Origin of the sequence: Cytobacillus purgationiresistens (genome assembly GCF_030813235.1) — a bacterium.
Lineage (GTDB): Bacteria > Bacillota > Bacilli > Bacillales > Cytobacillaceae > Cytobacillus > Cytobacillus purgationiresistens.
Genome location: NZ_JAUSUB010000052.1, coordinates 1 through 19615 on the forward strand (window position 1 = coordinate 1; position 19615 = coordinate 19615).

The following is a 19615-nucleotide window of genomic DNA, read 5'->3' on the forward strand; positions in this document are numbered from 1 at the left end:
CGTTCTCGCTTTATCATAGTTGGGGCTCCTCATCTGTTTTAGGTCAAGTGTACGTGACCTTAATATTTCTGTCCAGATAAGTGTAGACGCTCCAAACCTTCATTTTCTAGGTATATCCCTATAAGATTCCTTATTTCTTTATCATCATCGATTATTAGTATTTTAGGTTGCATCATTTAACTCCTTCTTATTCCTTATAATTTACAATGAAGAATATAAGCCGGCGGTATATTTCTATATTCTTTTTTCACTGTAATTTTTGGGAAATAATTTCTCATAAATGGTATTTTAACCTTAGTATATTGAAAAGTCACAAACTCTCCACCTGTTTTTAAAACAGATAAGGTATTCGATAATATTTCATTTGCAACATAATGAGGTAAACTAGCAAACGGCAAACCAGAGATAATATAATCTGCATAAGGAATATTGTACTCCATTAAATAGTGTTGAACATATTCAGCAGAGCCAAAAATAATGATTATATTACTGACATTAGCGAATTTTCCCTTAAGCAACTGATAAAATACTTGATTATACTCAATTAATACAATTATGGTATTTTTATTTCTTCTCTCTAAGATTTCCTCTGTGAAAACACCTGTACCTGGGCCATATTCCACAATGTATTTTGTGTCCTTAAAGTTTATTTCCTCCACCATTCTTTTACTAAGAAATTTAGAACTAGGACGGACTGCACCAACGCTTCTTGGATTAAATAAATATTGGTAGATAAAAGACTCTTTTTTCATTTATATACTCCTCTAGGTAATGATTTATAATCCAATATAAAATCAAAACCTGAAGAGAAACCCAATAAAAACCTTAAGAATTCTTAAGGTTTTTATTGGGTTTCTTATTCAACTAACCTGCCCCTTTAGTGACATAACAAAAGGGCTTTCCCGTTGTTAAAGGAAAGCCCCCGTTACTTTAAGTACATTCCTTCACAATTTCTTGTTTTCTGTTTATGAAGTGCCATATAATATGAAACATATGTAATTTATATAATTGATTGAACAAAAGAAACAAGTAGTCCATTAAACTCCTCATAGTTATCATAGTTTGCGTTATGAGAGGCACTCGAAATAATTTTCAATGGATACCCCGTCTTTTCAGCCCAGCTATTACAGTATTTTTTAACATAACCTGTATTGTCATATTCTCCATAAGTAATCAAAACTGGACAGTTAAATTGAACTTCATCATCTATCTTCAAAAACTCACCATAAACTGCACTGGCCGCCTTCAACATGTCTTTTTTACCCAAACTAACTAAGGTTTTGTACATACTTGTCCTTGCTTCATCAGTTACTGTAATAGCTTTTGCACCTGCTTTACAGTAATAACTAAATGGGTACAGTCTGGCAATAGTAGAATATTGTTTTATCCAAAACAGTTCAGATTTTTTATAATAACTTTTACCATAAGGAGTTGTGCCTATTCCTATAAACCCTATTACCTTGTCCCCATATTCATAAATAAAGGACTGAGCAATATAACCTCCTGCTGACTGCCCCACTAAGACTATTTTTTCTATATTCTCCTGTTCCAGTATAGTTAACATCTCTTCATTTACATTTGCGAAAGAAAAATCTTCATACGGTCTTGATTTTCCATGCAAAGGAAAATCCCAAGTTATCAACTTATATTCAGCAAATAGATGCTCAACTTGTTTATCGAAAAGGGTGTGGTCTCCTGTTAATCCATGACAAAAAACAATAGCAATTTCTTGTGGAGGAACTATTTCATTCGTCCAGTAATAGATCGTTCCTTTTGATGATTGTATCTTTCTCTCAATCATTTGCTGACCCTCCCTATAATAATTGTATTTTAAATTTTCTAATGGATTTCTTATATTAAATCAATTGTATATCAGTATCTTGCAACCACTGCTACTTATAGTGAAGAACATCTAACCTGCTGCGTTAGTTCAATAAATTCAACAAAAAAGGGACTTTCCCTTTTTTAAGCAAGCACCCTATAGCTTTTCACAAACTCGAAGTAGTCTTAAGGTATTACAGGAATGCTGCCACGATAGTGCAATAAGAAAAAGACAATACTGCTGATCAAGTATTGCCCCTGTCATCCATTCATTGAGCCGGATTGTAAATTGGGGTAAACGATGTTCCACCAATAAACATGAATACATTATACTCTCCTGTTTAATATGTTCTAATAAATTCACTAATCCTGGATAAGGTTCATCTAAGGATCGATGTAAAGGGGTTGGTGGGGTATATATGGAAATTTCAGTCCATTTAGTAAATATAGTTTCACAATATTGCACAATAAATGCCTACAAATCAGAAAAATGCAAATAAAAGGTCGTTCTATTTATTCTTGAAGCTTCTGTCAGTTTTTTTATTGTGATTTGTTCGAGCGGCATTGCCTGAATTAAATGTGTAAAACCATCTTGAAGCATATCAAAAGTTTGTTGTACCCTCGGATCTTGCTTTTCCATCTAATCTCCATCCTCAACACAAACGATATATATGTCTATCAACTCAAAAATAAGAGCTTCTTATTACCTAATTTTTTTCTTGTATATTATCATTTAATAGACAGGGTGTCTAATTGAACCTTATAAATAATCAAATAAAAGGGGATATTTCGATGAGGAAAAAAACAGCGATTATAACAGGAGCCGGTGGAGGAATTGGACGTGCCGCAGCACTCCAATTAGCTGAGGATGATTTCAATTTAGTCATTGTAGACTTCAATGAAACAATTGCTCTAGAAACATTAGAACTAGTTACAGAAAAAGGAGCAGAAGCGATTTTTGTCAAAGCAAATGTGACAAATGCAGCTGATGTATAAAATTATGTTCAAAAGACAGTAGACACTTTTGGATCAATTGATGTATTTTTTAACAATGCGGGCGTGGTCCAAAAATTCTCTATGTTCACTGATATTGAGGAAACAGAATACGATCGTGTGATGAATATAAATACAAAAGGTGTTTTCCTTGGCATGAAGCATGTGCTAAAGGTCATGGAAGAACAAGGCCATGGCCATATTATCAATACTGCTTCCACAGCAGGCATTCGCTCAGAGCACAGCGCAGCCGTTTATTCTGCCAGCAAGCACGCGGTAGTTGGGCTGACACAAGGTGCAGCACTAGAATATGTTTCTAAAGGCATCCGTGTGAATGCCATTTGCCCAGGTGGTGTACGTACCCCACTAACAGATAGCGTAACAAAAGAAATGCAAACTACTGGCTATGTGCCTGCAGAAATAGGTGTAATGAGAATGGGTAGGTTCTCAGAACCAAACGAAATTGCCAATGTAGTATCCTTTCTTGCATCAGATGCCTCTAGCTATATGACAGGTACAACAGTTGTAGTAGATGGTGGGCTAACTTTATAATCTATCAATATGTTAAATAGAGCATTCTCATAAAAGAATGCTCTATTATATCTAATTTGCTAACTAATAATCTAAGTCTGTGTTCTCTGAAATAAACGGGTAAACCGTAGTTATGTGACAAAATATAGGCATTCCTTTTATACAATGATTACCCTAATTACCTAAAAACCCCTACTTACTTCTGCGCTCAATGAGGTTAATCCCTATTCCCATCGCTACTACGCCAATCAAAAGCATAAACAATAAAGACATCATTACATCTTGTAGACCCGCATTATAGAATATCACAGACATGATCGCCTCCATGGCATGTGCCATTGGAAATAGATCGGCAATAAACAATAATATCGGATTTGTAATTGTTCCTGGCATCATATAAGCACCGCTAATGAGCGGAATTAGTGGAATTACTGAAGGGTATATTGCGTAAAATTGCTCTGGCGTTCTAATAAAACCGGTAATTAACATGGCAACACTAATCATGCTAAATGTAAAGAATGCCGCAATCATAATCACCAACCAGAGATTATCGCCTACTTCATAATTCATTACATACTTAAACATTAGCAGCACGACTACAATTTGAAACAAAGTAATTAGAAAGCTATCTAACACATAACCGCAATACATGTTTGTTTTCGTCATCGGGGACAAAATCATCCGGTCCCAAATTCCAGAAACCTTGTCATTCGTCACATTGTTAACCTTTAACCCAAGAATAAACATTGAAATCAAAAAGGTAAATGCAAACAATAGCTGAGTACTCAGGTTATACTTAGGGACTTGTTCACTGCCAGTCCCTTGAGTTTCTAACTGAAAAGGTGCATCCGCTAAATAGTTCTCGATTTCGCTGCGAACATCTTCTTCTCCTTGTGTTTCCACAATTGCACTAATTTGTGCCTCCCGCTGAAATACTTTTTCAACATGTTGTTGAACATACGAAACGCTTGGTAGTTCACTGGTGACGACCAATCTGTAATCTGTTTCCATTAACATTACTGCCACATCAATATTCCCATCTTTTACATTTGTCCGCGCTTCCTCCGGTTCCACAATTTCAAATTGAATGGAGTCATCGACATTCAACAACGATTCCCACTTTGTCTCGATTTCCGAGGCATTCTCTTCCTCACTAAAAATAGCCACTGTTGTTGGCGAATAAACACCTCCAGCAAATAAAAAGGTAGCAAGGATACTTCCAGCAATAAACAATAAAATAACTAACGGGTTTCGTTTATCTTTACAAAATTGCACCCATAATACTGAATTCACTTCGCTTTCCCCCTTTGCGGAAACAAAGCTAAACCAATCATAGTAAATAGTAAGAAAATCCCTGTCAATAAAATACTCGGCTTAACTATAGAGGATAGCTCCTCAAATTGTATCCAGTCTGTTAACATGACTAAAAATAGACCGTTCGGTGTCCATTCGCCAATTTGTTGCAGCCAATTTGGTAATATATAAATTGGCACAAAATTTCCTCCAATAATACCAAACAGTAAAATGACTAACATAAAAATTCCATTAGCCGCATCAATATCGTTCACCCTTAGTGAAATCGCTGTAAAAACAGCAGCTAAGCCTGACAGTACCAGCGAAAGCAAGATTACCATCGCTATGAGTCCAATCCAAAAGGTTATGGAACGATCCGGAAATACATCGAGGATAAAGTGGGATACTATCATAACAAATATAATTTGCAGCAAAACTAAACAAATCGTAGACACCATTTTTCCGATTAAAAAATGCATTGGGTGACTATTCGTCAATAAGATTCGGTTAAACACTTGTTCCCTAATCTCCACTCCCGTTTTGGTTGCTACCGTAGCAACTAGGAATAAAGCAAACAACGCTCCCATTGCAACCGTAAAATATTGGGTCATAGTAAAGGTTTCACCCGCACCTATTTTCTCAAAACCGCCTTCCGGAAGCTTCACCGCTGGCTCTGAAGCACCTGCTATTTCCTGTATTGCAAACTGATAATTTAAATGATCAATAAATCCGTGAATGATAGAGTATAAAGCGCTGCTGTTACTCGTTTCTTTCTCCAACTTATACTCCAATGTGGTAGCTGGAGATTCTCCTACAAAGGCCGCATATAAACTTTCAGCGGTAAACCCATCAGGTATGATAAGAATGGCATCCAGATCTCCCTCTTTGACTTTATCTACTGCCACTGATTCTTCAAGCTTATGAACCGTCACCCAGTCGTTTAAATCTTCACTTTCTAGAAAATCGAATAATAGTTGAACGGGGTGTATATCGTTTGCTTGCTCAACTAAAGCTTTTGCTTCTTGATCCCCTAATGAAGCTTCGTTAACCAATTTTTCGTTCAACCTTGCCATCGCCTCTGCTACGTCATCCTGATTTACGACTGCTAATTGTAAATCCAAAGATGACTGCTCATTGTTGCTAAACAATCCAGCAAATGCAAAATTCAACACTAAGACTAAAAGGATAGGCAGTATAAGGACGGTGGCGAGCTCCTTCCGATCACGCCAAAAAATTAATAAATCCTTTTTTATAAAGCTTCGCATCACTCCACCTCCTTAATTCCGCAGCTTGCTTCCAGTTAAATGAAGAAAAACATCCTCCAAACTAGGCGTCTCAGTATGAAAATTTATCAATTGTATATGATGCTTTTCAGCAAGATGAACGAGCTTACTAATCAAATTACTTCCTTTTGTCGCAATAATCTTCATTTGCGAATGAGATGCCTCTACCTTACGAACCCCTTCAATTGTCTTTACATACTCAACAAATGTTTCGTCCATTTTATTTAACTCCACTTTTATCGTATCCTCGGTCGACAAAATGCTGAGCAACTCAGCTTTTGTACCTGCTGCAATAATTTTGCCGTGATCCATAATGTATAACCGATCACATAGCTGTTCCACTTCCTCCATATAATGGCTAGTGTAAAGAATCGTCGTTCCATCCTTTTGATTTAACATGCGTACAGTTTCCAAAATATGATTTCTCGATTGCGGATCAATGCCGACAGTAGGCTCATCTAATATTAAAATTTTCGGCTTGTGCAATAATGCTGCTGCAATATTAAGCCGACGCTTCATACCGCCAGAATAGGTCTTTACTAAATCTTTTTGACGAGCTTCCAAGCCGACAAATTCTAAAGCTTGTTGGATGCCTTTTTCTAGTTCCTTCCCTTTCATTTTATAAATGGCTCCAAAAAACTTAAGGTTCTCATAGGCAGATAGCTCCTGATATAGCGCTAATTCCTGTGGAACTACACCCGAAATTCTTCTAATCTCACCTGGTTTATCGATTGTGTTGACACCATTCAGCTTTATCTCTCCGCTTGTAGGCTTTATCAAAGTTGATATCATTGAAATTGTCGTAGATTTCCCTGCACCATTTGGACCTAATAACCCGACGGATTCACCGTTGTTAAGATATAGATTGACATCCTGCACGACCTTCTTACCCTTGAATGACTTGCTTAAATTGATTGTTTCAAGCATGTATTTGCCTCCTTTATTCTTCTAATTGCATCTTAAAATAAAAAAACCAAAGTCACTACTGACTATGGTCACTCTGCAAACAGACTCTTATTACTTTTGTCATTTTTTATCCCTTATACAAGACGATGGCGTATCGCATAAATGGCTAATTGGGTCCGATCCCTTAATTCCAATTTATCTAAAATATGACTTGTTTGATTCTTAACTGTGCCCACAGACAAGCCTAAACGCTCTGCCACTTCCTTATTGTTCAGCCCTTCGCCAATGCACTTTAATATCGCTCTTTCCCTTGGTGTTAACGTCGGATTAATTTGCCGCTCTTCTTCGTATTCCTTTTGAAGTAAAACCGGCATTACTTTCGCTGCGACCTGATCTTCAAGAGAAAGTCCGCCGCTCAATGCGCTTTTAATCGAACGAATAAGCGATTCTGTATCCCCATTTTTCAGCATATAACCACTTACTCCCAACTTTAGCGCATCAAGCACATATTGATTATCGTCAAAAGTAGTGAGCATAAGAATTTTCATATGAGGATAACGCGAACGCAGTATTTTCGCTGCTTCAATTCCGTCCATTTCCGGCATGCGAATATCTAAAATTGCCACATCAAAAAGTTGTTTCTCGCATAAATTAACCGCCTTCTTACCATTATCCGCTTCGCCTATTACTTTAATTTCATCATCAGTTTCAATCATTGCCTTCAAGCCTTGGCGGACCATCACTTGATCTTCTGCAAGCAACACCTTTATCATACTAGCCACTCCGATCTGTTAATCTTATAATGCCTCTCACTACAAATTGCTGCTTATCATAATCGATTTCCAATAAACCTCCAACTTTCTCTAATCTTTCTCGCATCGCTTTCAATCCATATCCTTCTTGAAAAAAGGGAGCAGGCGTTGTAAGGTTAATCACTTCAAAGCGAAAAATACTCCCGCCAGGCGTTTCAAATATCACTTGGGCCTCTCTTGTAGTACTATGCTTCATAATATTCGTCAATGCCTCTTGCACTGCACGATAGATTGCAAAGGACTGTTCTCCTGTTAAGGGAGCCGCAAACGCTCCATGCTTGACAGAAAAATTGACCTTCATAAAGCTTTCCATTTCTAATTTTCGAATGAGCCGGATTACTCCTTGCAGTCCGCCTACTTCTCTTTGCTTAAAGGACTTCACCGCCTGCCGTGTTTCATCTAAGCTTTGCTCAGCAAGTTCTTTGAGATTTCCAATCATTACTTTGTCCTTTTCATCTGCAGTTAAGCGAAAAGCTTCAAATTGCAAGAGCAGAGCTGTAAGTTTATGACCAACAGAATCATGAATTTCATGACCAATCAGCATCCGCTCATCCTGCCTGGCTTGTTCTTCCTCAGTAATAAGCTGCCTTTTCATCCTTCTGTATTCGTCTAGTAGGGTATCGTTGTTTATTCGTTGCGCTTTCTCCTGTTTATAGATCACCTGGTAATGCAGCAGCGCGATAACCAATAATAGATAATAAAGTCCGCACCAAGCTAATTGTGAAGCAGTAAGGGTCGATGCCAACACAATTGCAGCAGCCGCTCCTAGCTGAACGCCAATCACAATCAAACTTTTTAATCGAGAAAGATAAAAAACTGCTTCCGCTATTATTAATGATTGTATTAGAATTACATACGGATTCAACACATTGTCTATAGGATAAAAGATAATGATTGTTATGAGCGCTTGTATACAAAATAAAATTGTTTGGATTAACGGTTTTTCTGTTAAAAGAGGCAGAAGAAACAATATGATAAAAAAGATACTCATACTTGTCAGCCGTCTTTCATTTAGCTCCGGGGGCAATTGAAAAAAAGCAAATGTCCAGACAACACATTGGATAGCAAGCCAAATAAAATACGTTTTTTTCATATATATGTACTCCTTCCATAACGATTAGATAATAATATCCATTTACTCCCCCAAAACTATACTATGATTCACAAAGACATGAATCTAACTGAATCCACAATTTTATTATCGATTGTAATATTTACGAAGTGAGATTTTGCTATTGAATAGAGGGAGTTGAAAAGATGACCGATATCATAAAGATTAAAGATTTAATGGGAAGAAGAAATATTAAAATACCCGCCCTGTAAAAATTAAGGGGCTTGCATCATTTTTATTAGTTTTAGTCGTACATTAAGAAATTTATTAGAAGTTTTTAAGAATGATTAATTTAATCATCTAGTTAAACATAACTGTCTCGCTTTTTGAAGAAACGTCTCGACCTTTGAAGATTTTCACTAAATGTATGCATTTCCTTTCTCTCTAAGTACAGCTTCTTATTCATTAATATGTATTACCTTAATTAACACCCTTTATCTTTTGTTACTTTCTGCTATTAAGGTCTTTTATGAGTTGAATAGCTTTATCAACATTCCGGACCCCGATTATTTGAATATGGAGGTTTTGTTTTTCTTTAATCTTGTTGGCTTCATTAAGATTTGCGATTGGGATGATCATATGAGAGAAGCCGTCTTTATCAGCAATCAGAACTTTTTCTTTTATATAACCAACCTCTTTTACCATTCCAGTATTACTAATAGCTCCTGTAACGCTGATTGGTATGTCATTCTGTAGTTCCCCGTTTGCTACAACGCTCGATAACACTAGAGCTAAACCAGCACTGTCGCCACCAGAGTTCTCTCTAGATAAAAACTCATTTATTTCAATGTTGTTCTTCTTTAAATAGATCTGAACATTCTCAGATATCTGTTCAAATTCATCCTTTTTTAAGCCAACTAGCCCAAAGACTTCTGAAATTTCCGCTGCTATAGCGAATAAGATTTGTAATAGGGGTTATTTCATAAATTTCTTTTTACTATTTCTATAAACCTCTTCTACCACTTGTTCATTTTGGAGATTGATAACCGTTTCTACATTCACAGATAAAATAAATATACCTGAGCCTTTAACTAATTCCTCTGGCACGTTGTAGCTAGTGACCAAGTAGTGATATTCATCTAATAGTATATTGGGCAACTCTTATATCAATAATAGCATTGATAATAAGGCTGAAAAAACAAATGCACGTTTTGATATTGCCGTTTTCCTAATAATAAGCATAAGGAATAAAACACTCATTAATAACAGGAAATTCACAAAGAAAATACCTGAAATGAAACCTATATCCATTTTGATATTCATTCTATTAGCAGCCCAACCTACTGAGTTTTCCGCCAAACAAAATGAATAAAATTAAATTGTTCACCGTTTTCAGCAGTGTATATTTCCTCGCTCTGACCTAAGTTTTGGAAGCCGTTCTTTTCCAACACTTTTTGTGAAGCGATATTATTTGTTGTCGTTTTGGCGTGAATCTCTTTGATAGCGCGCTTTTTCATGATCTCTTCCAGCAGGAGCTTAACAGCATTATAAGCAGCACCTTTTCCAATGAAGTTCTTACCCACTCTATAACCAATGTGGCCAATGCCCTTGTTAATATCAATGAGATTCACTCTGCCAATAATGCTGTTTTCTTCATCTTTGATCAGGTAGAAAAAAGATTCTTCTTTAATTTGCTCTTCTATTAAGGATGTGAGGAAGCGTTGGAAATGAGGAAATTTATAATACTCATCTCCTCTACTAGGGACCATTTCTTCAAAGAATGAGCGATTGGACAATTCAAATTCGTATAATGCCGTTTCATCTGCTTTTTGCAGTTTTTTAATATGTATGTTCATTTTAAACTTCCTTTTTTTATTGTTTGATCCACTGGAATTTGCGTGATTTCCAACGAACTTTCGTATAATTATCTAGAGTGCTTTACCAATAAAGAGCTTCTGGCCAGATAAATTTGAGTGACATCCCCAATGCTAATACATTCAATCATTCTTCCTTTGGAATCACATCTATCAGCACATCCTCCGGCATTTTATCACCGCCAAGCAAACCCTTGCTGTGCATTTGAATAAGCTGCTGCACTTGTTCAATTCATGCTCATCTTGTTCCATAAGTTCCTCCACCAAGAAAAATTCAGATCTAAGATAATTCTATTATTGCATGATGAATTCCTTCAAAAATCCAAGAAGCCAATTTCCAAAGAAAGTGGCTTCCTTGAAGTTAATTTCTGCTGCGCTTGCTTATTTGGCTTGCAATGAGGACTTTGAAACCTTCTATTGGGATATTGTCTGATTTTCTGCTACCGTATTTCCTGACATTGAACGTCTCCTCGTTTATCTCTTTATCTCCTATTACTGCTGCATATGGAACTTTTTGCATCTGCGCTTCTCTTATTTTATAGCCTAGCTTTTCATCCCTAGAATCAACCTTCACTCTAACCCCTAGTTTCTTCAGCTCAGACTGAATCTTTAAACAGTATTCGAGGTGAGCTTGAGCTACAGGTATGAGTAACACTTGTAAAGGCGCTAACCATACCGGGAACACTCCTGCAAAGTGTTCAATTAGTATCCCAAAGAAACGGTCGATTGAACCGTAAATAGCGCGGTGAATGACAATTGGGCGCACCTTTTCATTGTTTTCATTTATATAAGTTAAATCGAATTTTTCTGGCATCTGAAAATCAAGCTGGATAGTTGCACATTGATGGCTTCTTTTTAAAGCATCTTGTATATGAAAATCAATTTTAGGTCCATAAAATGCGCCATCTCCTTCATTTAGCCGATACTCAATATCCAATTTCGCTAAAACATTTTTCAATGCTGTTTCTGATTCCTCCCAAAATCGATCATTGCCTAATGAATCTTCTGGACGAGTGGAAAGTTCTACAGAATATTCAAATCCAAAAGTGCTATATACTTTATCGATCAATCTAAAGATACCTTTAATCTCAGATTCTATCTGGTCTTCCCTGACATAAATATGTGCATCATCTTGACAGAATGTACGGACACGAGTCATTCCATTTAAAGCCCCGCTAAATTCATGCCGGTGGACTTGGCCAAATTCACTAAGCCGAATGGGCAAGTCTCGATAGGAATGCGGTTTATTTTTGAATATAAGCATATGGCCAGGACAATTCATTGGCTTTAACGCAAATTTAGTATCATCCACATCAGAGAAATACATATTTTCATGATAATGATCCCAGTGTCCTGAATTCTCCCATAATTGTTGGTTCATCATATAGGGTGTACGCACTTCTTCGTATTGTGCATCAATCTGAAGTTCGCGTGAAAAATCCTCTAATTCATTTCTAATAATTTGGCCGTTAGGCAAATAAAATGGCATGCCAGCTGCTTCATCAGAAAACATGAATAGCTCCAATTGCTTCCCTAATTTGCGATGATCGCGTTTTGCTGCTTCATTTTGAATCGATTGATAGTCATCTAAATCCTGTTTCTTTTTAAACCCTACTCCATAAATCCTTTGCATGACCTCATTTTGCTTTTCACCTTTCCAGTAAGCACCGGATACTTTCAATAATTTATATGCTTTAATGCGACCTGTTGAGGGAAGAAGAGGTCCCCGACCAAGATCAAGCAACTCTCCTTGCTGGTAGAGAGTTATTTTTTCATTCTTGGACAAATCTTGTAAAGCTTCTAACTTAAATCGCTCATTCTTTTCACTCAATCGTTTTTCGGCCGCTTCAAATGATACTTGCAACCGTTTAATTTCAAGGTTTTCACTTATTATTTTCTCCATCTCTTTCTCAATTGCGGCAAGGTCAACGGGTGACAAGCTTTGTTCGAGCTGAAAATCATAATAAAACCCATTTTCATTCACTTGACCATCACCTAATTTCACTTCGTTATAAAGTCGCTTTACAGCTTGAGCCAATACCTGTGCAGTTGATTCCCTCAGTACTCTCATACCCTCCTCAGAATCCGTTGTGATAATGGATAGGTTTGCATTCTCTTCAATTCTATAATTTAGATCCACCAGAATTTCATTCACTTTGCCAGCAACCGCATTTTTTCTTAAGCTTGAACTGATGGCGCCCGCGATACTTTCTACTGTTGTTCCTCGCAAAAATTCCTTTTTCACCCCATCAGGAAATTGTACTTTAATCATTTTTTCTTCCATAACGATAAACACTCCTTTTTTAAAATAAAAAAACACACTCATCCCTATACAAGGGACGAGTGTGTTTTTACCCGTGGTTCCACCCATTTTCCCATAAGCTTGATTATGCTTATGGCTCTGGTACGTTAACGTCGCTATGACGGCACCGGATACTTTAGTTCACCGATGCAGCTCTGGAGGCGGTAAATTATACTCCTAAGTTAGGAAGGTCTCACCTATCCTTCCCTCTCTGAAAACCGTAAAAATAATTCATATCCTCTTCATCGCCATTTTCTTATTCAAAGTAAAATAAAAAAGCACATTCATCCCTATAATAAGGGACGAGTGTGCTTTTACCCGTGGTTCCACCCAACTTTCCATAAGATGATTTATTACTTATGGCTTTGGTGCGGTAACGTCGCATTTACGGTATCGGATACTTTCCTTCCCCAATACAGCTCAAAAGGTGGTAAGATCTTGTTCTGCGCTAGGAAGATTTCACCTTTACTTCCCTCTCTGGAAACCGAAACAATCATCTCATGTCCTTATCATAGCTTTTTTTGCTCATTTGTTTATTTTAATTGTTTTATATATTATTCTAATTTTTCTAGTATTGCAAGATATTTTTTGAAAATAATTAATATTTTTTCGTTTTATTTTCATTTTATATTGGCTGATTATTATTCCAGGCCAATATTTCCCAAATATGCCCATCCGGGTCTTTGAAGCAGCCTTTAAAACTCCATTCATCTCTTATAGCTTTTTTGATTATTATTCCACCTGCCTGCTCTGCCATTTGAAGTATCTCACATACTTCTGCTTCACTTTCCGCAGTATGAGTTAGAATCAAACTGGAGAAAATCAAATCCTCCTTTTGATCCGTCATCTGAGCAAACGCTACATGCTCAAACAATACTAATGACATTCCTCCATCAAGTAAGAAAGCAGTATGATTATCACCTGAAGAAATCTGATCTTCTGATACCCGAATCAAATCTCTGTAGAATTTATTTGATACCTCTAAACTCTTGACAGGAACTGTAATCATATCGATTTTAGGCTTCATCTAAGATTCTCCCCTTTACACTTACTATGCCCATTCTGTTTCGATGAATTTTCTATTCACGTATTGAGCGTATACATTATTTTTATCAGTAGTGACCTTGATTATTAATATCAGTCATTAGGATGAATAATCGCCAACACTTGATGGTCTTCCCATCGGCCGTTAATTTTTACATTTTTCTTTGCGATGCCTTCTTTATGAAATCCAGCTTTTTCAAGAACACGAATGGAGCCTATATTATGCGGCATGACGCCCGCTTCAATTCTATGCAACTGAAGATTGTTAAAAGCGTAATCAACTATTAACTTAACCGCTTTAGTTGTGTAACCCTTGCCATTTTGTTTTTCAGCTAAAAAATAGCCTATAAATGCACTTTGAAGCGACCCTCTAATCACCTGAAATAAATTTACCGTTCCAATTAACTCATCACTCTCCGATTTGAAGATGCCGAAATTATATTCTCTATCTTTTTCTTGATTATCGTTCCACTTCTCTATTAACTTCATTTGGTTATCCAATGAATAATAATGCGAAGAGCGAGACATAGAAAATTTCTCAAAGAACTCTCGATTGCTTGTTTGTAAATTTAATAAACTTACAGAGTCTAAACCTGTAAATGGTCTTATGTAAATATCATCACCTTTTATCATTCTCGTCACACCTCCATTGATAAAATTCACTTCAATAGTTAATCTCTATAGTTGGTTGTCTTTACTTAAATGTTCAACAAATTCATCTTTTAATATTCCCATATGTATCACGTCATGCCACTTACCATATCTATATAAATTTTCTCTGCTCCAGCCTTCTTGTTTAAAACCTAGCTTTTTATAAAGATGAACTGCTTTTTCGTTGAATGAAAACACTTTTAATGCAACCCGATGCAGATTGAGTTCTAAAAAAGCATAATTCAACAACAAACGTAAAGCTTCTCCGCCATATCCTTTTCCCCAATATTCTTTTTCACCAATATCTATAACGCACTCCGCATTTTGGTTTTTTGCATCTATATTAATCAATGATACTACGCCTATTGCCATAGAGGTTGCTTTCGCCTCCATAATATAACATTTAGAGTTGCTGGAATGAAGTATGACTTGTTCAACGAAATCTCTTGTTTCAGCCAATGAATAAACGTCCAGAAATGGACTCGTCGTCATCATCACATCCATATCATTTCTCCATTTGTGGTACATTTCAATATCTTCCGAAACCATCTTTCGAAATTGAATTCTATCTGACTGCAGCATATGAGTTCCCCCTATCATAATTATCACTAATTCCTTACGTTTAGCGATCGTATTAGGTTTCATTTTATGAATTCACCTCTCCTAACGGCGCAAATTTTATTGCATTCATCTTTTTTGGTTTAACAATAAAATGGCCAAATGGGTGAATCGATGCATGTTTTTGCGGTGAAATAATTAGAAAAAAGAGCGATCCTCATGATCGCTCCCCATGTAATTGTTTCATTTCCTCTACAGTCACAAATGTATACCCTTTACTTAAAAGTGACTGAATGATTCCTTCAATAGCTTCTAGTGCTGTACCCGACTGATCATACAGTGGATGCATTAAAATAATCGATCCTTCATGAATATTTTCTTCAACATAATTTATCTTGTCATTTGCATTTGTAAAGAAACTATCCGGTTCAAGATTCCATGTGATTGTATCTATACCTTGTTTGTTTAAATAATAGGGCAATATGAAAAGCTTTTTCCCATTTGGCGGCCGGAAGTCGATTTCTTCTTCATAACCTGCTTCTTTTATGAGTTTGTTTGTTTTCTCTATTTCCTTTTTGATGAACGAAGGTGTTTTAAAAACCATACGATCGTGGGAGAATGTATGATTTCCTACTTGATGGCCTGCTTCTACTATTGCTCTTGTCTCTTCAGGGTATTGTTCCATCTCATTCCCAATAAGGAAAAAGGTTGCTTTTACGTTGTAAGTTCGCAAGAGAGAAATGATTGAACCTACATTTCTTGATGGTCCATCATCAAATGTTAATGCTACCACTTTTTGATCTGTTTCCACTTCACTTATGATAGTTCCAAAAGCCTGATGTGTTCTTGCATTCATCAGCTTATAGGTTCCAAATAATAGAGCGATGACCACTACTGCACTCAATACATAAATGATTATCTTTTTATTCAACAGAATCACTTCCATCTTCCTTTTAGTGTAAATTTCTTACTTAGAAGGATTTTCTTTTTATTTTCTCTAAAGATATGATGCCCGATGCTTGAAGTGGACCCATAAAAGTAATATTTAGGACGATCAACGCAATTTCTTTCGGTGACTCCTTCATTCCACTGTTTAGCCATTGCTGTATAAGACCTACCTGCGCAGATAAGACATAAGCAATAATATAATCTACAGGAATATTTAATTCATTGCCGTTTGCTTTACCATATAGATTTTGCATCATATTCCCTGATAAGAAACTTTTTAGTTTACTTGGGAAGGCTGGATCGCCTTTTGGACCCATGAGTATTCTCATAAATTTCCCATTTATTTGAATATATTCAAAAAGTTGAACGACAAAAGGAAAAGGCTCTTCTTTCAAATAGTACTCATAAAGATCCTCAATATCCAAATCCTTTATATCCAATTGCATCTTCTTTAATCGGGTGAGGATTTCTTCTTCACTTTGCTCCAATAAATCATATTTATCCCGATAATGTAAGTAAAATGTACCGCGATTAATATCTGCTCGCTCCGTTAAATCTCTTACTGTGATGCCATCAAATCCCTTTTCCTCCATTAAATCTGTTAACGCATCTCTTATGACTTTTTTTGTCTTTCGAATCCTTCGATCCGTATTTAATTCCGACACATTCCTTCACCCTTTTCTCATCAAAATCAACAGATTTGTTTAGAGTGTTGAATACCGCACATTCCTTATAAGATTGATTATTGAGTTCCAACAAACATTAATTATAATAAAGAACATAGCAATTAATCAACACTATGTCCATTAATAGAAGGAGTGTTTATTTATGGGGTTATTTAAACAAAAGCTTACAGGCTTATCACCTCTCATTGTACTCATTGTCATCGTTATATTCAGTTTGACTATTGTGCCATCCATTTCACCAGTTCCGAAGAATTTACCTATTGCCATTGTCAATGAGGATAGTGGAGTTGTCTTGCCAAACGGAACCAACTTAAATGTGGGTGACATAGCAGTTGAGAATATATTGCAAGCATCTGCAGAGTCAGCGGAGGATTCTGCCGTAAAGTGGATCAAAGCAGCAGATTTAAAAGAAGTAAATAAAGGAATGGGGAAGAAAGAATATTATGCTGCACTCGTTATTCCAGAAAACTTTAGCCAAAAGCAAGCAACATTGCAAACAGGAGCACCTGAATCAGCAACAGTGGACATTTTAATTAATCAAGGAATGAACACACCTGCTGCGAATTTAGCAAGTCAAATATTGAACAGCATTGTTGACAACCTTAATATGAAGGTCCGCCAAGATACATTCAATGGGTTAGAACAAGCCAAAGCCAGTTTAACCCCAAAGCAAGCAGAGGTTTTAGCTTCTCCGATTATCAAAAAAATAACAAATGTTAATGAGATAGGCGATCACAGTGCAAATGGAAACGTACCGGTATCTTTATTCCAACCTATATGGATGGCTAGTTTAATTGGAGCAATTCTCTTATTTGTGTCAAATAAAAATATGACTTTTCACAGCAGAAAAGACAAGTTTTCATCCAAGATTGCTCAATTATGCGCAGGTATCATTCTATCTCTTACTGCGGGCTTTGGATTAACCTTATTTGCCGATGGAGCACTTGGACTTGAAGTGCCTAAAATCATTGATACATCACTGTTTGTCGCAGTCTCTTATTTGGCCTTTTTCTTAATGATTTCTGCTGTGTTGGCATGGGTTGGCCTCGCTGGTGTGCCGATTTTTGCCCTTATCCTATTCTTTGGCGCTCCATTATTAGCCATGGCGCCCGAGCTCATGCCAACATTTTATCAAGATTGGATTTATCCTTGGCTACCTATGCGATTTATGACAGATGGACTTCGAGAATTATTTTTCTTCGAAAAAGGATTTTCATGGAGTCATTCTGTTTCCACACTCGTTTGGATTGGGGCTTGCAGTTTACTCATTATGTTCCTGTCTATCTTTAAACCAGAAAGAAATACAGCAGTTCAGCAAAACATAAGATCATAAATAAACCCAACTGATCGAGGGGATTTATTTCCTCTTTTTCAGTTGAGCTTATTACTTGTGTAAGATATCAAAAAGGACATCAGTTAATATCCCTTCAACAATATCATGCAAACGAACCGATATAATTTCTTTCTCCACATACTCTAGACGTTCATAACCCCTAATATTGAGTTTGTTTTTTAATACATCCGTACATGGGTAAACATAAGGATCTTTCAAGTTATTTACGTTCTTCATACTCTGCTACTAATTGTTTTACAATATTGCAGCTTGTGAGGCGGGTACCAGTTGATTCCTATTAAATGTAGGTTTCTCCATCATTCATCTCCCTAACAATTTCATTTATACATATCTTATACACTACTTAAAATAAATTACGGAAAACAATACACACTCAGCCTAATTTATTACCCATTTCCGCTTTATCCCCATAGCCATCAAGCTAACAACGGAAAAACTAGATACGAAACGAGCCTTGTTTCAAAACTAGTGAGTGATGGAAAAGTAGGCATGCCAAACAAGCCTATTAAAAATGCATTTTTTTGCTAAGCAACTTGTCTATCTTTTACCGCTGTTTTATACACAACCCCAAGAATATCAAAAACGGTCATTTTCTTATACCTATGACATTTACGACCGTTCTTTTTAAGCAGATGATAAAGGCGATGCAGAATCTTCAAAAGTTCTTCTGTGCCAACTTTTGTATCTTGAAATAGTAACGGAAAGTAATCTTTAATCATATAAATCGCCTTGTATTCACTCAGTTCCTGCTTTTTCTTCTCAAGCAGAAGCTGTCGCATTTGAAACATGGTAGATGAACAGAGGAGAATGCCAATGAGTTGGCCATATAAATGGCATTCAAGGCGTTCCTTTTTGATTGTTTTGCATTCGTCGATTTCAAAGAATGACTTCCATGTTTTAAATAAAATCTCAATCTGCCAACGCAGGGAATAGAGCGAATGGACATAATCAGTAGGAACTTCTTCTGGCAATGTATTCGTGATATAGACGTTCATACCCATCAAGTGCTTACTTTTTTCCTTCATAACTATTCCTTTCTTCTTTTCACGTATCGCTTGGTTTTTAAGGCGTGTTTGCCTTTGATCGTCTGTTAAACGATGGATAATAACACGTGCTGGAAGCTTCTGATTTTTTCCAATGTATGCCTCAGGTATTTCCATCGTTTCACCAGGCGTTAGATTAGACATCATTTGTGTCATATCAAGCTGGGTGTATTCCGTTTGCTTTTTTAAGATGCCATTTTTGAAGTACTTTGGCTCATGATTCTTGGTATAAATACGAGTATTAAGCTTCAACCGCGAGATATAATAAGCCTCTTTATCATGAATAGTTTGTAAGTCTTCTAAATCAAAGTAACCAAGATCGCGTAAGCATAAATCACCCGCTTCTACGCTCCCAAGGCAGTTGGTACCCTATGTTTTATCATTGTTCTTTCCTGGTCCTAGCTGTACGTTTAAAAATTGGCCACTTAGTAAATCGTATTCCAGTTGGATTTTAACTCCCGCAGT

Annotated in this window: 19 protein-coding genes, 2 pseudogenes and 1 other annotated feature; of the genes and pseudogenes, 2 read left to right on the forward strand and 19 right to left on the reverse strand. The window is 36.5% G+C overall.

Annotated elements, in window-relative coordinates; genetic code table 11:
- Window positions 1-194 precede the first annotated feature (194 nt).
- The 3 genes from J2S17_RS27780 to J2S17_RS27790 form a co-directional block, all read right to left on the reverse strand.
- A complete protein-coding gene (locus tag J2S17_RS27780; protein ID WP_307480407.1) occupies window positions 195-752 on the reverse strand; it encodes a class I SAM-dependent methyltransferase in 558 nt (185 codons plus the stop codon).
- 248 nt (window positions 753-1000) lie between these two features.
- Window positions 1001-1801 (reverse strand): alpha/beta fold hydrolase, encoded by an 801-nt coding sequence (locus tag J2S17_RS27785; protein WP_307480409.1) that lies wholly within the window; start codon window positions 1799-1801, stop codon window positions 1001-1003.
- A 495-nt stretch (window positions 1802-2296) separates the two neighbouring features.
- A complete protein-coding gene (locus J2S17_RS27790; protein ID WP_307480413.1) occupies window positions 2297-2461 on the reverse strand; it encodes a TetR/AcrR family transcriptional regulator in 165 nt (54 codons plus the stop codon).
- Between the two features lie 146 nt (window positions 2462-2607).
- On the opposite strand from J2S17_RS27790, the pseudogene J2S17_RS27795 reads away from it, so the two are divergent.
- Window positions 2608-3366, forward strand: a pseudogene (locus tag J2S17_RS27795) (SDR family NAD(P)-dependent oxidoreductase).
- Between the two features lie 171 nt (window positions 3367-3537).
- Here the strand turns inward: J2S17_RS27795 and J2S17_RS27800 are convergent.
- The 14 genes from J2S17_RS27800 to J2S17_RS27865 form a co-directional block, all read right to left on the reverse strand.
- Entirely contained in the window at window positions 3538-4638 is a 1101-nt protein-coding gene (locus tag J2S17_RS27800; RefSeq protein WP_307480415.1) for an ABC transporter permease, read from the reverse strand.
- Window positions 4635-5903, reverse strand: a complete 1269-nt coding sequence (locus J2S17_RS27805; protein WP_307480417.1) for an ABC transporter permease — start codon at window positions 5901-5903, stop codon at window positions 4635-4637. Before J2S17_RS27805 ends, J2S17_RS27800 begins: the two co-directional genes overlap by 4 nt.
- A gap of 12 nt (window positions 5904-5915) precedes the next feature.
- Window positions 5916-6848: an ABC transporter ATP-binding protein gene (locus J2S17_RS27810; protein ID WP_307480420.1), complete on the reverse strand. Its 933-nt coding sequence runs from the start codon at window positions 6846-6848 to the stop codon at window positions 5916-5918.
- 113 nt (window positions 6849-6961) lie between these two features.
- Window positions 6962-7600, reverse strand: a complete 639-nt coding sequence (locus J2S17_RS27815; protein WP_307480423.1) for a response regulator — start codon at window positions 7598-7600, stop codon at window positions 6962-6964.
- Window position 7601: 1 nt separating this feature from the next.
- Window positions 7602-8732, reverse strand: a complete 1131-nt coding sequence (locus J2S17_RS27820; RefSeq protein ID WP_307480425.1) for a sensor histidine kinase — start codon at window positions 8730-8732, stop codon at window positions 7602-7604.
- Between the two features lie 462 nt (window positions 8733-9194).
- Entirely contained in the window at window positions 9195-9653 is a 459-nt protein-coding gene (locus J2S17_RS27825; RefSeq protein ID WP_307480453.1) for a S16 family serine protease, read from the reverse strand.
- Window positions 9654-9665: 12 nt separating this feature from the next.
- Window positions 9666-9848 carry a hypothetical protein gene (locus J2S17_RS27830; protein WP_307480428.1) on the reverse strand — a complete coding sequence of 61 codons (183 nt, stop codon included), beginning with the start codon at window positions 9846-9848 and terminating at the stop codon, window positions 9666-9668.
- A 182-nt stretch (window positions 9849-10030) separates the two neighbouring features.
- Window positions 10031-10546, reverse strand: coding sequence for a GNAT family N-acetyltransferase (locus J2S17_RS27835; protein ID WP_307480431.1), 516 nt, complete (start codon window positions 10544-10546; stop codon window positions 10031-10033).
- Between the two features lie 379 nt (window positions 10547-10925).
- Entirely contained in the window at window positions 10926-12848 is a 1923-nt protein-coding gene (gene thrS, locus J2S17_RS27840; protein ID WP_307480434.1) for a threonine--tRNA ligase, read from the reverse strand.
- 48 nt (window positions 12849-12896) lie between these two features.
- Window positions 12897-13121: a binding site (T-box leader), on the reverse strand.
- Window positions 13122-13491: 370 nt separating this feature from the next.
- Window positions 13492-13893, reverse strand: coding sequence for a VOC family protein (locus tag J2S17_RS27845; RefSeq protein WP_307480436.1), 402 nt, complete (start codon window positions 13891-13893; stop codon window positions 13492-13494).
- 110 nt (window positions 13894-14003) lie between these two features.
- Complete coding sequence (locus tag J2S17_RS27850; RefSeq protein WP_307480440.1) at window positions 14004-14543, reverse strand: GNAT family N-acetyltransferase; 540 nt, start codon at window positions 14541-14543, stop codon at window positions 14004-14006.
- A 45-nt stretch (window positions 14544-14588) separates the two neighbouring features.
- Entirely contained in the window at window positions 14589-15143 is a 555-nt protein-coding gene (locus J2S17_RS27855) for a GNAT family N-acetyltransferase (protein ID WP_307480456.1), read from the reverse strand.
- A 193-nt stretch (window positions 15144-15336) separates the two neighbouring features.
- A complete protein-coding gene (locus J2S17_RS27860; protein WP_307480442.1) occupies window positions 15337-16050 on the reverse strand; it encodes a polysaccharide deacetylase family protein in 714 nt (237 codons plus the stop codon).
- 40 nt (window positions 16051-16090) lie between these two features.
- Window positions 16091-16732 (reverse strand): TetR/AcrR family transcriptional regulator, encoded by a 642-nt coding sequence (locus tag J2S17_RS27865; RefSeq protein WP_307480445.1) that lies wholly within the window; start codon window positions 16730-16732, stop codon window positions 16091-16093.
- A gap of 163 nt (window positions 16733-16895) precedes the next feature.
- Between J2S17_RS27865 and J2S17_RS27870 the strand changes: the two genes are divergently transcribed.
- Window positions 16896-18086 (forward strand): YhgE/Pip domain-containing protein, encoded by a 1191-nt coding sequence (locus J2S17_RS27870; protein ID WP_307480447.1) that lies wholly within the window; start codon window positions 16896-16898, stop codon window positions 18084-18086.
- Window positions 18087-18137: 51 nt separating this feature from the next.
- Here the strand turns inward: J2S17_RS27870 and J2S17_RS27875 are convergent, their stop codons facing one another.
- Complete coding sequence (locus J2S17_RS27875) at window positions 18138-18323, reverse strand: hypothetical protein (RefSeq protein ID WP_307480450.1); 186 nt, start codon at window positions 18321-18323, stop codon at window positions 18138-18140.
- 308 nt (window positions 18324-18631) lie between these two features.
- Window positions 18632-19615, reverse strand: a pseudogene (locus tag J2S17_RS27880) (IS4 family transposase); the annotation flags it as partial.

Bases quoted from the DNA above. Each gene is read 5' to 3' on its own strand.
- J2S17_RS27785 (WP_307480409.1), bottom strand. From the start codon at position 1,801: ATGATTGAGAGAAAGATACAATCATCAAAAGGAACGATCTATTACTGG.
- J2S17_RS27815 (WP_307480423.1), bottom strand. From the start codon at position 7,600: ATGATAAAGGTGTTGCTTGCAGAAGATCAAGTGATGGTCCGCCAAGGC.
- thrS (WP_307480434.1), bottom strand. From the start codon at position 12,848: ATGGAAGAAAAAATGATTAAAGTACAATTTCCTGATGGGGTGAAAAAG.
- J2S17_RS27810 (WP_307480420.1), bottom strand. From the start codon at position 6,848: ATGCTTGAAACAATCAATTTAAGCAAGTCATTCAAGGGTAAGAAGGTC.
- J2S17_RS27875 (WP_307480450.1), bottom strand. From the start codon at position 18,323: ATGAAGAACGTAAATAACTTGAAAGATCCTTATGTTTACCCATGTACG.
- J2S17_RS27870 (WP_307480447.1), top strand. From the start codon at position 16,896: ATGGGGTTATTTAAACAAAAGCTTACAGGCTTATCACCTCTCATTGTA.
- J2S17_RS27855 (WP_307480456.1), bottom strand. From the start codon at position 15,143: ATGCTGCAGTCAGATAGAATTCAATTTCGAAAGATGGTTTCGGAAGAT.
- J2S17_RS27780 (WP_307480407.1), bottom strand. From the start codon at position 752: ATGAAAAAAGAGTCTTTTATCTACCAATATTTATTTAATCCAAGAAGC.
- J2S17_RS27835 (WP_307480431.1), bottom strand. From the start codon at position 10,546: ATGAACATACATATTAAAAAACTGCAAAAAGCAGATGAAACGGCATTA.
- J2S17_RS27805 (WP_307480417.1), bottom strand. From the start codon at position 5,903: ATGCGAAGCTTTATAAAAAAGGATTTATTAATTTTTTGGCGTGATCGG.
- J2S17_RS27845 (WP_307480436.1), bottom strand. From the start codon at position 13,893: ATGAAGCCTAAAATCGATATGATTACAGTTCCTGTCAAGAGTTTAGAG.
- J2S17_RS27820 (WP_307480425.1), bottom strand. From the start codon at position 8,732: ATGAAAAAAACGTATTTTATTTGGCTTGCTATCCAATGTGTTGTCTGG.
- J2S17_RS27850 (WP_307480440.1), bottom strand. From the start codon at position 14,543: ATGATAAAAGGTGATGATATTTACATAAGACCATTTACAGGTTTAGAC.
- J2S17_RS27790 (WP_307480413.1), bottom strand. From the start codon at position 2,461: ATGGAAAAGCAAGATCCGAGGGTACAACAAACTTTTGATATGCTTCAA.